The 13,767-nt window shown below is 75.3% G+C and carries 12 protein-coding genes and 1 pseudogene; 4 read left to right on the top strand and 9 right to left on the bottom strand.

Annotated elements, in window-relative coordinates:
- Positions 1–293 precede the first annotated feature (293 nt).
- Entirely contained in the window at positions 294–2,768 is a 2,475-nt protein-coding gene (locus AB0M28_RS15280; RefSeq protein WP_365403667.1) for a helicase-associated domain-containing protein, read from the bottom strand.
- A 275-nt stretch (positions 2,769–3,043) separates the two neighbouring features.
- Here AB0M28_RS15280 and AB0M28_RS15275 point away from each other — a divergent pair, with 275 nt between their 5' ends.
- Positions 3,044–4,066: a hypothetical protein gene (locus tag AB0M28_RS15275; RefSeq protein ID WP_365403664.1), complete on the top strand. Its 1,023-nt coding sequence runs from the start codon at positions 3,044–3,046 to the stop codon at positions 4,064–4,066.
- Between the two features lie 254 nt (positions 4,067–4,320).
- Here AB0M28_RS15275 and AB0M28_RS15270 read toward each other — a convergent pair whose 3' ends face one another.
- From AB0M28_RS15270 to AB0M28_RS15260, 3 genes are read right to left on the bottom strand one after another with little or no spacing between them, the layout of a single operon-like run.
- Positions 4,321–5,124, bottom strand: a complete 804-nt coding sequence (locus tag AB0M28_RS15270) for an ABC transporter ATP-binding protein (RefSeq protein WP_365403661.1) — start codon at positions 5,122–5,124, stop codon at positions 4,321–4,323.
- Positions 5,125–5,158: 34 nt separating this feature from the next.
- The gene (locus tag AB0M28_RS15265; protein WP_365403658.1) at positions 5,159–6,220 is read right to left on the bottom strand and encodes an iron ABC transporter permease; all 1,062 of its coding nucleotides are present in this window, start codon (positions 6,218–6,220) and stop codon (positions 5,159–5,161) included.
- Positions 6,217–7,209 carry an iron ABC transporter permease gene (locus AB0M28_RS15260; protein WP_365403655.1) on the bottom strand — a complete coding sequence of 331 codons (993 nt, stop codon included), beginning with the start codon at positions 7,207–7,209 and terminating at the stop codon, positions 6,217–6,219. Before AB0M28_RS15260 ends, AB0M28_RS15265 begins: the two co-directional genes overlap by 4 nt.
- A 98-nt stretch (positions 7,210–7,307) precedes the next feature.
- Here AB0M28_RS15260 and AB0M28_RS15255 point away from each other — a divergent pair, with 98 nt between their 5' ends.
- Complete coding sequence (locus tag AB0M28_RS15255) at positions 7,308–7,940, top strand: HAD hydrolase-like protein (protein ID WP_365403652.1); 633 nt, start codon at positions 7,308–7,310, stop codon at positions 7,938–7,940.
- On the opposite strand, the gene AB0M28_RS15250 is transcribed toward AB0M28_RS15255, so the two are convergent.
- A complete protein-coding gene (locus AB0M28_RS15250) occupies positions 7,919–8,161 on the bottom strand; it encodes a hypothetical protein (RefSeq protein WP_365403649.1) in 243 nt (80 codons plus the stop codon). The two genes, AB0M28_RS15255 and AB0M28_RS15250, sit on opposite strands and share 22 nt — an antisense overlap.
- Positions 8,162–8,311: 150 nt before the next feature.
- On the opposite strand from AB0M28_RS15250, the gene AB0M28_RS15245 reads away from it, so the two are divergent.
- Positions 8,312–8,695, top strand: a complete 384-nt coding sequence (locus tag AB0M28_RS15245; RefSeq protein ID WP_365403647.1) for a cold-shock protein — start codon at positions 8,312–8,314, stop codon at positions 8,693–8,695.
- 72 nt (positions 8,696–8,767) lie between these two features.
- Here AB0M28_RS15245 and AB0M28_RS15240 read toward each other — a convergent pair whose 3' ends face one another.
- The 4 genes from AB0M28_RS15240 to AB0M28_RS15225 are packed head-to-tail and all read right to left on the bottom strand — an operon-like array spanning position 8,768 to position 12,213.
- Positions 8,768–9,616, bottom strand: a complete 849-nt coding sequence (locus tag AB0M28_RS15240; RefSeq protein ID WP_365403644.1) for a 1,4-dihydroxy-6-naphthoate synthase — start codon at positions 9,614–9,616, stop codon at positions 8,768–8,770.
- A 1-nt stretch (position 9,617) separates the two neighbouring features.
- The gene (locus AB0M28_RS15235; RefSeq protein WP_365403641.1) at positions 9,618–10,277 is read right to left on the bottom strand and encodes a futalosine hydrolase; all 660 of its coding nucleotides are present in this window, start codon (positions 10,275–10,277) and stop codon (positions 9,618–9,620) included.
- Between the two features lie 28 nt (positions 10,278–10,305).
- On the bottom strand, positions 10,306–10,800 hold the full coding sequence (locus AB0M28_RS15230) for a DUF2771 domain-containing protein (protein ID WP_365403639.1): 495 nt from the start codon (positions 10,798–10,800) through the stop codon (positions 10,306–10,308).
- Between the two features lie 27 nt (positions 10,801–10,827).
- Positions 10,828–12,213, bottom strand: a complete 1,386-nt coding sequence (locus AB0M28_RS15225) for an MFS transporter (RefSeq protein ID WP_365403636.1) — start codon at positions 12,211–12,213, stop codon at positions 10,828–10,830.
- A 422-nt stretch (positions 12,214–12,635) separates the two neighbouring features.
- On the opposite strand from AB0M28_RS15225, the pseudogene AB0M28_RS15220 reads away from it, so the two are divergent.
- Positions 12,636–13,409 (top strand): annotated as a pseudogene (locus AB0M28_RS15220) (DUF3027 domain-containing protein); the annotation flags it as partial.
- Between the last annotated feature and the right edge of the window lie 358 nt (positions 13,410–13,767).

The raw sequence follows: 13,767 nt of genomic DNA, 5'->3' as shown, positions 1-13,767 counted from the left end.
CGGTGTCCTGCGGCGACTTTACCCGGCAGGGGTATGCGCGCGGCGTACGGACCAGCACGTACGCCGCTCCGGGCCCTTCGCTCTCGGGCAGCTACCCGGCTCGCATGGGGTCTGGGGCTCCCCCGGGATCCGTGGGACTCATCCTTCTCGCGCAACTTCCGGGCTCCCCCGGGGGCTGAGGGCTCCGCCCCGGGATCCGCGGGAGACCCATCGCTCTTACGCGACCACCCGGCCCGCGGGTTCTGGGGGCGGAGCCCCCAGGGTCTTCTTCGCCGCACCCCCGCCGGAGGCGCTCAGTCCGCCAGTTCCGCCACGCCGGTGATCCGGTGCAGGGGGTACGTGCGGACCTCGTCCGCGGTGTGGTCGAAGCCCGTGACGAAGCCGCCCTCCACCCGCAGCGGGGCGATGACCCGCTGCGACGCCGCGCCGTCGGCGTTGACGTAGCCGATCCACACCGCCGTCCCCGTCAGGGCCGCCGCCTGCATCGCCGCCAGGGTGTCCGCGGCCGACGTGCGGGGGAGTGCGCCGTTGCCGGACGGGGGGACGGCGGGGGCCGCGCCGACGGGCCGCAGCGCCGCCGTCGAGGCGTGGTCGCCGGCCCGGATGGCCCGTACCGCCGCCGCGAGCAGCGTGTCGTCCGGGTGGGGCGGGCCGTCCGGCACCGGTGCCGGAGCCGTGCGCGGCGGGGTGCGGACCGCGTCGGGGCGCGCCACCAGCACCGCCCCTTCGGGGGACTCGGCGGCCGGGGCGTAGCCCATGTCCCGTAGCCGCTCCAGCAGCAGGTCCGGGGGCGCCTGCGAGACCAGCACCGCCGGGGCGAGGCGGCGCAGCCGCAGGTCCGCCGACCGGCGGTCGGCGAGGATCTCGCTCAGCGTCGCGTCGTCGTCGCAGCGCAGGTACGCCGAGGCCGCGCCCACCCGCAACTGCCCGTGCCGGCGCGCCACATCGTCGATGAGGTACGTCAGCGGCTGCGGCACGGGCGTGCGCGAGTGCGCGGCGAGGAAGTCGTGCAGCTCGGCCGCCGAGCGGCCCGCGTCCAGCGCCCGCCGCACCGACTCCTGGGTGAAGCGGTAGACCGTCGCCCCGCCCTTGGACTCGATCTCCGCGAGTACGCCGAGGGTGGCCGCGAGCGGCCGCCGCAGCGGGCCGGGCGCGACGGCCGTCAGGTCCGCCTGCAGCAGTACGTGGTCCAGCGGCTCGGGCAGCAGCGGCGCGAGCACGTGCGCCGCGTGCGCCTCGGCGGCGGCGGCCTCCGCGGCGGTCTGCGGGCCGGGGGCCCCCAGCAGCGCGCGCCCCTGCGCGGTGAGCGCCCCGCGCCCCGTCACGCCGAGCAGTTCGGCGTCCGCCAGCGCCCAACGCGCCAGCCGGGCCCGCGACTCGGCGGCCTCCTCGCTTCGTACGGGCCGCTCCCAGCGCAGTCGCGCGAGGAGCGCGTCCGCGGTCGCCGCGGCGCCGTCCGGCAGCCCGGCCATCAGCTCCAGCAGCCGGCGCCGGATCTCCGGGGCGGCGCCCCGGTCCAGCCCGTCGCCCAGGACGGACAGCGCCCGCCCCTTCGCGTCGCGGCCGCCGGCCAGCCCCGGCGTACGGGTGGCGGTCAGCCACGTCGCGGCGAGCTGCGCCCAGCGCTGCTCGGCGGGCAGCGCCAGCCACTCGTCGTACCCGGGGGTCGGCGCGAAGCGCTCGTCGGCCTCGCCGTCGGAGGCCAGCAGGCCCGCGCCGTAGGCGAGTTCGATCCAGAAGGCGGCGACCGGCTCGGGCAGGTCCAGCGCCACGGCGGTGCGCTTGAGGTCGCGGACGCTGAGGCCGCCGGAGCGCAGCACCGGCGGCGGGGCGGTCTCCCAGCCGCCGAGCAGGTCCTCGACGGTGTCGAGGGCCAGCAGCGCCTGGGCGGCGCCGGTCGCGTCGACGGTGGCGGCGCCGTGCTCCGCGGCGGGCGGCACCGCCGGCGGCACGGGCTCGGGGCGGGCGTGCACCCGCCCGCCGCGCAGGGACAGGCCCGCCTCGCGGGGCAGGACGACGTGGCCGGGGGCGGAGGGGAGCAGCAGACCGCGGTCGAGCAGCCAGCGGATGGCGGGGGCGGGGTTGGCCGAGACGGTGCCGTGGGGCGGGCCCCAGGTGAGCCGGGCCAGGATCTCGCGCGAGTCGGGCGGGGCGCCGTCGAGGAGCGCCTTCATCGTCCGCCGGCCGGTGAACAGCGCCGCCAGCGCCTCGCCCGCCGAGACGGGGTCGTGCGTCGGCGGCAGCCCCGCGGTGGCCAGGAGCTCCTGCACCCGGCCGGGCGACATCCCGGCGACGGCCTCGGCCACGGGCGGCCCGAGCCCGGTCGGCGACGGGGATCCCAGCAGCTCGCGCGCGGTCCGTACGAGGCGCAGCCGGTCGTCCGGGCCCCAGACGACCGCGCGGTCGCGCAGCGCACGCACGGCGGCGGGCAGGGCGCGCTCGACCTCGTGGTCCGGCTGGTCGCCGGTCGCGCCGGTCTCGCCGCCGGTCGCGCCGGTCCCGTCGCCGGTGAGGAGTGTGAGCAGCCGCTCGTACGAACAGGGGTCCGGTGCCACGGCGAGGGCCTCGGCGGCCTGCAGCGCGAACCGGTCGAGCCGCTCCAGGGCGCGGACGACGGACGCGCGGGTGCCGGCCCGGGTCGCGAGCTGGGTGAGATCCCCCGGCACGGGGGACAGCAGGTCCGGGCGCGCACGGAGCAGCTCCGCGAGGCTGTCGTCCTGCCTGGCGCGGAGGTCCTCCGCGAGCGTCCGGGGCGGTGGGCTGCTCATCCGCTTCACGATACGGGGTCCAGGGCCTGTCTGGAGTTCCCCGCCTGCGCCCCGACGCCCGGTGCGTGCGCGCTCCGCGCGGACGACGGGGAACTCCAGACAGGCCCTGGGCCCGGGCGCGCGTGGGCATCGCGGGCGGCCCGGCGCCGATCGCCGCGGGCGGGGCGCGTCGCACCGCGGTGTTCCGGCCGGTCCGGCATCGGAGGACAGGGCGGGGGGCCGGGCGGAGCCGATACGCTACCCGTGACCCAACTAGCAGACCCCGTAGGGACATCGTGGGCATCGAAGGCGACCAGCTGGTCCTCGACTTTCTGAGCAAGGTCGGCGACCTCGCCCAGCAGCGCTCGCTGCCGTCCGGGGACCGGATGCGCCTGGTGACGCAGCTGCGTACGCGGATCGACCGGGTACGGGCGGAGGAGGGGGCGCACTCCGCGGCGGCGGTGAAGCGGATCCTGGAGCGGTTCGGCCCGCCGAGCGCCATCGTCGAGGCCGCGGCGGACGATCCCGGCGCGGCGATCCCGGAGGTCGTGCCCGAGCCCCCCAGGCCCACGGGGCTGACCGCGCGGCTGCCCCGGCCGCGCACGGGCCTGGAGCGCAAGGTGCCGCGTCCGCGGCGTGAGCCTGAGGCCCCCGTCGTACCGCCGCCGCCGGCCGGTGCGTCGCCGCCGCATCTCGCGGGGGAGGACGAGCTGGGTCGGCCCGACCACGACTGGTGGCGGATCGAGGCCGGGCCCTTCGGCGGACAGTCCGAGCCGGGCCCGATGAGCGACATCGTGCCCGGCTTCACCGGCGGCATCGAACTCCCCGAACTCCTGCGGCCCCCGGTGGGCGAGGAGCCGTCGGCCAAGAAGGCGGAGGACGAGGCCGACGCCGAGGACGCGGACGACGACGAGGCGGAGACGCCCGCCCGCAGGTCGCCCGGCCTGCGCCCGCTGGGCCGGGTGTTGCGCGCCTCCGGCCCGCTGGAGGTGCTGGCGATCGCGGCCCTCCTCGCGGGCGCGGTGCTCGGCCAGGTCCTGGCGGTGCTGGCGGGCTGGCTGATGGCGTACGGCTCGCGCCGCCTGTCGCGTACGGAGGCCAAGTGGGCGGCACTGGGCGTGCCGGCGACGGTGGCCACGCTGGCGCTGGTCTGGCTGTACGGCCGGGTCGCCGGCCGCTGGGGCGAACCCCTGGCGGACGACGCGTTCGGCGACGCCCTGACCGACGCCCTGCCCTGGGCGGTCCGCACAGCGGCGGTAGCCTCGGCCCTGTTCCTCCTCTGGCGCGCCCGCCGCCGCGTCCCGTCGGAGGACGCCTGACGGCAGTCGGCGGTCCCCACGCGAACCCGGGCGCCGACGTCAGGCAAGCCAGCCAGTCACGGGTGGCATGTGGGTGGCGGCAATCCCGCGCCGAAGGCGCGGGCGGCGCCGACCCCGGGACCCGACCCGAACCAGGCGCCGGCGTCAGGCAAGACACACCGCAACGGGTGGCGTGCGGGCGGGGGGCAACCCCCGCGCCGAAGGCGCGGGGCGGCGCCGGCCGGGGCACACGAAACCGCACCCCGCGCGGAGCGCTAACCGTGCCAGGGCCGCCCCGGCACCACGAGCGGGCCGCCCGTCACCGGATCCTCCGCTATGACCGCCTCCAGCGCGAAGACCTCCCGCATCAGCGACGCCGTCACGATCTCCGACGGCGCCCCCGAGGCGACGATCCGCCCGTCCTTCATCGCCACGAGATGATCCGCGTACCGCGACGCCTGGTTGAGGTCGTGCAGCACGACCACCACCGTCCGCCCCTGCGGCCGGCGCTCACTGGGCTCGGCCATCCGCCGTACCAGGTCCAGCACCTCCACCTGGTGCGAGATGTCGAGGTACGTCGTCGGCTCGTCCAGGAGCAGCAGATCCGTCTCCTGGGCCAGGGCCATCGCGATCCACACCCGCTGCCGCTGACCGCCGGACAGCTCGTCCACCGGACGGTCCGCCAGCGCCGCGACATCCGTGTGCGCCATCGCCTCGGTCACCGCCCGCTCGTCCTCCGCCGACCACTGCTGCCACCAGCTCTGGTGCGGCTGCCGCCCGCGCGCCACGAGGTCCGCGACGGTGATCGCCTCGGGGGCGGCGGGCGACTGCGGCAGCAGCCCCACGGCCCGCGCGATCCGCTTCGTGGGCAGGGTCCGCAGATCGTCGCCGTCCAGCAGGACCGCGCCCGACCGGGGCTTGAGCAGCCGGCCGAGGGAGCGCAGCAGTGTGGACTTCCCGCAGCCGTTGGGCCCGACGATGACGGTGACCTTCCCGTCGGGGACGCTCAGGCTGAGGTCCGTCACGACGGTCCGCTCGTCGTAGGCGAGGGTGAGGTCGCGGGCCTCGAGGCGGGTCATGCGGCAACTCCGGGAGGACGGGGGTGGACAGAGCTCACGCCTTGCCACCCGTACGGCTGCGGACGATGAGCCACGCCAGATACGGCGCCCCGACGGCCGCGGTGAGCACCCCGACGGGCAGCTCCGTCGGCGCGAGCAGCTTGCGGGCCAGGACGTCCGCGGTCACGACGATGAACGCGCCGGTGAGCGCCGAGCTCAGCGGCGGGATCTGCGCGGTACGGGTGAGACGGCGGGCGATCTGCGGGGCAAGCAGGGCGACGAAGTCCACCGGCCCGGCGGAACCGGTCGCCATCGATGCGAGCACCACGCCGAGCACCGCCATCCCGAGCCGGGTACGGCCCAGCCGCACGCCGAGCGCGGTCGCCGTGTCGTCGTCCAGCCCCACCGTGCGCTGGGCCCGCGCGGCCCACAGCAGCGCGGGGACGGCGACGAGCAGGGTGATCAGCAGCGGGTTGGCCTGGTCCCAGCCGCGGGCGTTGAGGGAGCCGGTCATCCAGACCTTGGCCTGCTGGGCGACGAACTGGTCGCCCTTGGTGAGGAAGAGCTGCGTGACCGACCGCAGGGCGACCGCGAAGCCGATGCCGATCAGCACGAACCGCGCCGCCTGCAGCCCGCCCCGCCAGGCGAACGCGTACACCAGCGCCGCGGCCAGCAGCCCGCCGGCGACGCTCACCCAGGGCAGCGTCCGGTAGTCCGTCAGCCCGTACGTCATGGCGCCCACGGTGAGCGCGCTCGCGCCCGCCGAGACGCCGATGATGTCGGGGCTGGCCAGCGGATTGCGCGCCACCGTCTGGATCAGCGCGCCCGCCGCGCCGAACGCGAGGCCCACCAGCAGCCCGGTGACCACGCGCGGCAGCCGCAGCGTGCCGACGACCAGCTCGTCCGGCGACGGCTGCCCGAGGACCACCTTCAGCACCTCGCCCGGCGCGACGAACGTCTCCCCCACGCACAGCGCCACCCCGACCGCCGCGGCCACCAGGACCGCGAGCACGGCCGCGACCAGCGTGGCCCGCCGGTGGACGAGGAAGGACGCCCGGCCCGGCCGGGCGAGCGCGTAACCGGCGGGACGGACCCGCTCCTCGACCGGGGCCGTCACGCGGCGACCGCCTTCCGGCGTACGAGGGTGACCAGGAACGGCACGCCGATGAGCGCCGTCATCACCCCCGCGGGGACCTCGGACGGCGGGAAGAGCACCCGGCCGACGGTGTCGGACACCAGCAGCACCACGGGCCCGAGCAGCGCGGAGACGGCGAGGATCCACCGGTGGTCGGTGCCCACCACGGCCCGGGCGACGTGCGGGACGGCGAGCCCGATGAACGCGATCGGCCCGGCGGCGGCGACCGCCGCCCCGGTGAGGACCGTGGCGCCGAGGGCGGCGACGGCCCGTACCAGGGCGACGTTCTGCCCGAGCCCCTTCGCGACGTCCTCGCCCAGCGCCAGCGCGTCCAGCCCGCGCGCCACGGAGAGCACCAGCACCAGCCCCACGAGCAGGAACGGCCAGATCTGCCCGAGGACCGCCGCGTCCCGGCCCGCCAGCGAGCCGACCTGCCAGAAGCGGAACTCGTCCAGCGCCGCGGACCTCGTCGTCAGGACCGCCGAGACCACCGACACGAGCAGCGCGTTGACCGCGGCCCCGCCGAGCGCCAGCTTCACCGGCGTCGCCCCGCCGCGCCCGCCCGCGGCGATGGCGTACACGGCGACGGACGCGAGCGCGGCGCCCGCGAACGCGAACCACACGTACCCCGTCAGCGAGTGCACCCCGGCGTAGGCGATGGCCAGCACCACGCCCACCGAGGCGCCCTGGCTGATGCCCAGGATGCCGGGCTCGGCGATCGGGTTGCGGGTGATGCCCTGCAGTACGCAGCCCGCGACGCCCAGGCCCGCGCCGACCAGCACGCCGATCAGCGTGCGCGGCAGCCGCAGGGACCGTACGACCTGGGAGGCCTCGTCCGTGCCGCCGTGCAGGAGCGCGTCGAGGACGGCGCTCGGGGCGATCGGCCGGCTGCCGACGGCCAGGCTCAGCAGCACGGCCGCCAGCAGGGCGGCGAACGCCGCCGCGAGCCGGCCGAGTCGCCGAGCGCGCATTCGGTACGTCCTAAAAGTCGATCAGAGCAAAATCAGGTAAGGCTCGGCTAAGTCTAGAGGGTCGCCGCGCCGCGATCGCCGGGCGGCAGAATGGGCGGGTGATCACACCGCTGACGGTCGGCTTCGACCTGGACATGACGCTCATCGACTCCCGCCCCGGCATCCGGGCCACGTACCAGGCGCTGGCCGCGGAGACGGGCGTCTTCATCGACGCGGACCTCGCCGTCACCAGGCTCGGTCCGCCGCTGGAGGTCGAACTCGCCCACTGGTTCCCCGAGGAGCGGCTCGCGGAGGTCGGCGACCGCTACCGGGAGATCTACCCGGAGTACGCGATCGGGCCGACGCCCGCCATGCCCGGGGCCCGCGAGGCGGTGGCCGCCGTCCAGGCGGCCGGCGGCCGGGCGATCGTGGTGACGGCGAAGCACACCCCCAACGCCAAACTGCATCTGGCGCACCTCGGCATCGAGCCGGACGCGACGATCGGCTGGCTGTGGGCGGAGGCGAAGGCGGAGGCCCTGCGCGAGGAGGGCGCGGCGGTGTACGTCGGCGACCACGTCGGCGACGTACGGGGCGCCCGTGCGGCCGGCGCGCTGTCCGTGGCGGTGCCCACGGGGCCGTGCGGCGAGGACGAGCTGCGCACGGAGGGGGCGGACGTGGTCCTGCCGGACCTGCGGTCCTTCCCCGACTGGCTGGAGACGTATGCGGCGGGCTACTCCGCCGACCGGGCCTGACGCCGTGACTGGCGGGCCTGCAGCAGCAGCCCGCCGAGCGCGAGGGCGAACCCGACACCCATCAGCATCGAGACGAGATACGCCGCCGTCGGCAGCGGATCGGCTCCGGTGAACAGCGGTATCACGGTGGCGAGGGTGCCCAGGGCGCCGATGCCGAAGACGATCGCGCCGATCCGGACGAGCCGGTCGGCGACGCCGGCGGCGGGGGACTGCGTGCTCATATCGCAAGCGTAGGCCAGGGCGGGCAGGCCGCCTGCCGCACGGCCCCCTATGTCTGATGACGACCGCGCGCCTTTGGGATAACTTGCGAGTGGGTAGTTACCGGGAATACTGCGGCGCGGGTGCGGGGCAGGTCGAGAAGGGACAGTGCTTTGCCGACTGGCAAGGTCAAGTGGTTCAACAGCGAGAAGGGCTTCGGCTTCCTCTCCCGCGACGACGGTGGCGACGTCTTCGTCCACTCCTCGGTGCTGCCTGCCGGCGTGGAGACCCTCAAGCCCGGCCAGCGCGTCGAGTTCGGCGTGGTCGCGGGCCAGCGCGGTGACCAGGCCCTCTCTCTCACGCTGCTGGAGCCGGCCCCCTCGGTGGCGGCCGCGCAGCGCCGCAAGCCCGACGAGCTGGCGTCGATCGTCCAGGACCTGACCACGCTGCTGGAGAACGTCACCCAGCAGCTGGAACGCGGCCGCTACCCCGACAAGGTCCACGGCCGCAAGATCGCGGGCATGCTGCGCGCGGTGGCGGACCAGCTCGACGTCTGAGCACCCGGACAGTGACAGGGGCCGGGGGAGTTCCCCCGGCCCTTCGTGCTTGCCGCGCGCCCCGGCGCCGGATCAGGGAAGGACCAGCGCGTCCGGTGCCAGCGGGGGCACCAGCCCCTCCGCCGCCGCCCGGGTGAGCAGCCCGCGGACCGCCGCGTACCCGGCCTCGCCGAGGTCCGCCGTGAACTCGTTGACGTACAGCCCGATGTGCTGGTCCGCCACCGCCCCGTCCATCTCCTGCGCGTGCTCCATGACGTACGCACGCGACGCCTCCGGGTCGTCCCACGCCATCCGTACGGACGCCCGCGCCGATTCGGCGAGGAGCCGCAGCAGGCCCGCGCCCAGCGATCGCTTCGCGATGATCGCGCCGAGCGGGATGGGCAGCCCGGTGGTGTCCTCCCAGTGCTCGCCCATGTCGGCGACCTTGTGCAGCCCGAAGTTCTGGTACGTGAAGCGCGCCTCGTGGATCACCAGGCCCGCGTCGACCCTGCCGTCGCGGACGGCGGGCATGATCTCGTGGAACGGCAGCACCACGATCTCCCCGACCCCGCCGGGCACCTCGGCGGCCGCCCACAGCCGGAAGAGCAGATAGGCGGTGGACCGCTCGCTGGGCACGGCGACCCGCGCTCCCGCCAGCGACGCGGGCTCCCGCTCGGAGCGCGTCAGCACCAGCGGTCCGCAGCCCCGTCCGAGCGCGCCGCCGCAGGGCAGCAGCGCGTACTCGTCGAGGACGTACGGCAGCACGGCGTACGACACCTTGAGGATGTCGCCCTCGCCGCGCTCGGCCATGCCGTTGGTGATGTCGATGTCCGCGAAGGTCACGTCGATCTCCGGGGCGGCGGGCACCAGCCCGTGCGCCCAGGCGTGGAAGACGAACGTGTCGTTCGGGCAGGGGGAGTAGGCGAAGCTGAGCCGGTCCATGTCAGTGAGGTCCCCTCCAGGCGTCGATCACCGGCGGCAGCGCCGCCACCGCGCGGGTCAGGGCGGCCAGCGCGTCGCCGATCCGCCAGGCGTCCCGGTCGCGCGGTCCGACGGCGTTGGAGATCCCGCGGATCTCGAGCACGGGGATCCGCAGCCGGGCAGCCGTCTCGGCCACCCCGAACCCCTCCATCGCCTCGGCGGCGGCGCCCGGGTGCCGTTTGAGCAACGCGTCGGCGCCCGCGGCGCTTCCCGTCACGGTGGAGACGGTGAGCACCGTCCCGTACACGGCCCCCGTGGCCTCGGCCAGGGCACGCGCGAGTGCGGCCGGCGGGTCGTGGCGTACGGTCCCGAAGCCCAGCTCCGCGACGGAGGAGAAGCCGTCGGGCGTCTCCGCGCCGAGGTCGGCGGCGACGATCGCGTCGGCGACCACCAGCCCGCCCACGGGCACGGCCGCGGGGAAACCGCCGCCGATACCGGCGGAGACGACCAGGTCGTACGGGCCCTCGGGCCCCAGCAGCGCGAGCGCGGTGCCCGCGGCGGCCGCCGCCGGACCCACGCCCACGGCGGTCACGTCGTACGAGGAGTGGCCGGCCAGCGCCGGCGCGACCGCGTCGCGCTCGGCGGCGACGGCCGTGGCGATCAGGACACGCGTCTCGGTCACAGCCACCCCTGAAGACGTCTCGGCGGGACTAGTCCCGCTTGACCTTGAAGTCCCACATCCCCTTGACGTCCTTCAGCTGGCCGCCCTCGTCGGCGGCCTGGACGATCTGGAGCTGCACGGTGTCGGCGAAGCCGCCCTCCTGCTGGTTGAAGAGCAGGTTCTCGCCCTTCAGCTGGAAGTACGTCTTGTCGATCCGGTCCGGGTAGAGCTGCTGGCCGTTGGCGAAGAGGTACCAGCCGTCGTCCGCCGTCTCGGGGTCGACGCCGATGCGCAGCTGGTCGAGCTCGCTCATCGAGATCGAGTGGCCGCTCTTCTTGGCCAGGCACTTGATGACCTCGGCACGCTTGATCGTGTCGCCGTCGTTGTAGCAGGTCGCCTCCGCGGTGACCGTCTTGTCGTTGACCGTCAGCTGGGCGACCGGCGACGGCTTCTCGCAGGCAGCGAGGAAGGCCACGGACAGAGTTGCGATCGCCGCCGTGGCGGCGACGCGGCGGCCCATGCCGCGAGAGATGAACGTGCTCATGGGTGGCAGGCTACCCGCCCGCCGTGATCACACCACGCGCGGGTGCGGCGTGCCGCGCCGCGCGGAGGTGACCAGCCCCCGGACGGTCGCCACCACCCCGAGCGCCACCAGCGAGGCGGCCGTCGCCATCCCGGCGACCCCGTTCAGCGGCAGCAGGATGCCGATGCCGCCGCCGACGCACCAGGCCAGCTGCATCATCGTCTCGGAGCGGGCGAAGGCCGAGGTGCGCACGTGCTCGGGCACGTCCCGCTGGATCAGGGCGTCCAGCGACAGCTTGCACAGGGACTGGGCGATGCCCGCGACCGCGGCGAGCGCGACGACCGCGATCAGCCCGAAGAACACGGCCGCGCAGATCGCGGCGGCGAAGGCGAACGCCAGCACCGTGCCGATGATCTTCTCCGGCGGGCGCGCCCGCAGCCAGGACCCGATGACGGAGCCCAGCGCGTTGCCCACGCCGGCCGCCACCACGGCGAGGCCGAGGGTCATCTCGGGGGTGAGGTCGCCCGGCGGGTTCTCGCGCAGCAGGAACGCCAGGAAGAAGGTGAGGAAGCCGGACAGCGCCCGCAGCGTCGCGTTGGCCTGCAGCCCGTGCAGGACGGCGGGCCCGACCGTCCGCAGTCCGGGCTTGGGCCGTACGTGCAGCGGCCCCTCCTCCCCGGAGGCCAGCTGCGCCTTGCCCTCGCCGCGCGCGGAGTCGACGTCGTGGGACAGGGCGAACGACAGGAACATCCCGGCGACGAAGATGACGAACGCCCCGTACAGCGGCCAGCCCGGCCCGATCAGATGGAGCAGCCCGCCGACCGGGGCGGCGATACCGGTGGCGAGCAGCCCGGACAGGGTGACCCGGGAGTTGGCCTTGACCAGGGAGATCTGCGGCGGCAGCAGCCGGGGCACGACGGCGGAGCGGACCACGCCGTACGCCTTGGAGGCGACGAGCACGCCGAGCGCGGCCGGATACAGCTCCAGCGAGCCCGTGGCCACGGCGCCGGCCATGGCGAGCGCGAGCACGGCGCGCGCCAGCATGGTCCCGGCCATGGCGGCGCGGCGGCCGTGCGGGACGCGGTCCAGCAAGGGGCCGATCACGGGGGCGAGCAGGGCGAAGGGCGCCATGGTGATCAGCAGGTAGAGGGCCACGCGCCCCCGGGCCTCGTCGGTCGGCACGGAGAAGAACACGGTGGAGGCGAGCGCGATCGTGATCATCATGTCGCCGGCGGCGTTCACGGCGTGCAGCTCGATCAGCCGGCCCAGTCCCGACTCGCCCGCGCCCTGCGCGTGGGTGGCCCGCCGGATCCGCCGCCCGGTCCCGCCCACGGACCGCCCCAGGGCGTGTCCGACGGCGCCCCCGGCCTGGCGGATGCGGGACAGGGGGTGACTCTCTGCCGTCCCGGTCTTTTCGGTCACCACGACAGCCATAGTGCCGCACTGCGGCTGATATCGGATGGGACGGGAAAGATCCGGTGCGGGATCGGGACAGTGCTGGGGCCGCGCGGATAGGGGAGTGGGGTGGGTACGGGGTCGGGTTTCCGGGCGTGGTCCGGACGGGTTTCACGAACCCGCCGGGCCGGTGTCGTACGGGGGTGGGGCTCGCTCAAGGCCCTGGCGGGGCGGGTCCGGAGGCCGGGCGGACCATGGCCGGGTGGGGCATGCGGACACGGTCCGGGGGCCCGGGAGGGCACGCGGCGCCGGGAGGCCCGGTAGGGTGAAAGGGCTGTCCGCCTGTCGCGGAGCGCGCGCGTCGACGCGGCCCACCGGTCCGCTCCGCTGCGAGCTTCGTGTCCGAGACGGACGGCCCGGCCCTTTATTGACCGAGAGAATCGATTCTTGTGAGTGCTGCGATGCGAAGCCGTACGCCGGACCGCCTGTGTGCCGAGGCTGTGGAGCTCGCGCGTGAGGCGGCCGTCGAGATGGCCGGCCCCGATGTCGTCGGCGAACACCTCGGCGTGACCTCCGAGCCGGACGGCGACCGGGTCGTCACGCATTTCTTCGCGTGCTCGCTGCCCGGCTACCGCGGCTGGCGCTGGGCGGTGACCGTGGCCCGCGCCTCGCGGGCGAAGGTCGTGACCCTCGACGAGACGGTGCTGCTGCCCGGCACCGACGCGCTGCTCGCGCCGGAGTGGGTGCCGTGGAGCGAGCGCCTGCGCCCCGGCGACCTGGGCCCCGGCGACCTCCTGCCGACGGAGGCGGAGGACCTGCGTCTGGAGCCCGGCGTCTCCGGCGAGGACACCCCGCCGCCCAACGCGGCGCCGGAGATCGCCCCCGAGGAACCCGAGCCGGGTTCGCCGCGCCGGGCGGAGATCGGGGCGGTCGCCGAGGAGATCGGCATGGCGCGGGCCCGGGTCCTCTCCCGCTACGGCCTGCACTCGGCGGCGGACCGCTGGGAGGAGTCGTACGGCCCGAAGACGCCCATGGCCCAGGCGGCCCCTGCCGCGTGTATGACGTGTGCGTTCCTGGTCCCGATCGCGGGCTCGCTGCGCCAGGCCTTCGGCGTCTGCGCGAACGAGTTCTCCCCGGCGGACGGCCACGTCGTGGCCCTCGACTACGGCTGCGGCGGGCACTCCGAGGCGGCCGTCATGCCTAAGCCCCAGCGGCCTTCGCCGCCGGTGCTCGATTCTTTGGGTGCGGATCCTCTGGTGTAGGTCGCGCTGGGCGGGTGCCTGGCGGCGGGGCTGGGGGTGGTTGCGTCTGCGGTGGGCCTCGCCTTTCGCTTTGCGCCTGCGGCGCGGTTCGGCGCTTCGCGCCTCAGTCCTCAGGCGCCGGACGGGCTGGAGGTCGCCTTGCGCTGGCTGACGCGGTCGGCGCTGCGCGCCTCGTCCTCAAACGCCGGACGGGCTGGAATCGGTGCCGGTCGCGCTCATCGGCGCGGGTCCGCTGGCGCCTGCGGCGCGGTTCGGCGCTGCGCGCCTCAGTCCTCAGGCGCCGGACAGGCTGGAAAGGCGCAGGCGCACGTCGGCGCAGCGAAGCGGAGCC

Origin of the sequence: Streptomyces sp. NPDC051940 (assembly GCF_040680895.1) — a bacterium.
In the GTDB taxonomy this organism is placed as follows: Bacteria; Actinomycetota; Actinomycetes; order Streptomycetales; family Streptomycetaceae; genus Streptomyces.
The sequence above is the reverse complement of the archived record's forward strand: the minus strand, read 5'-3'. Positions and strand labels throughout refer to the sequence as shown.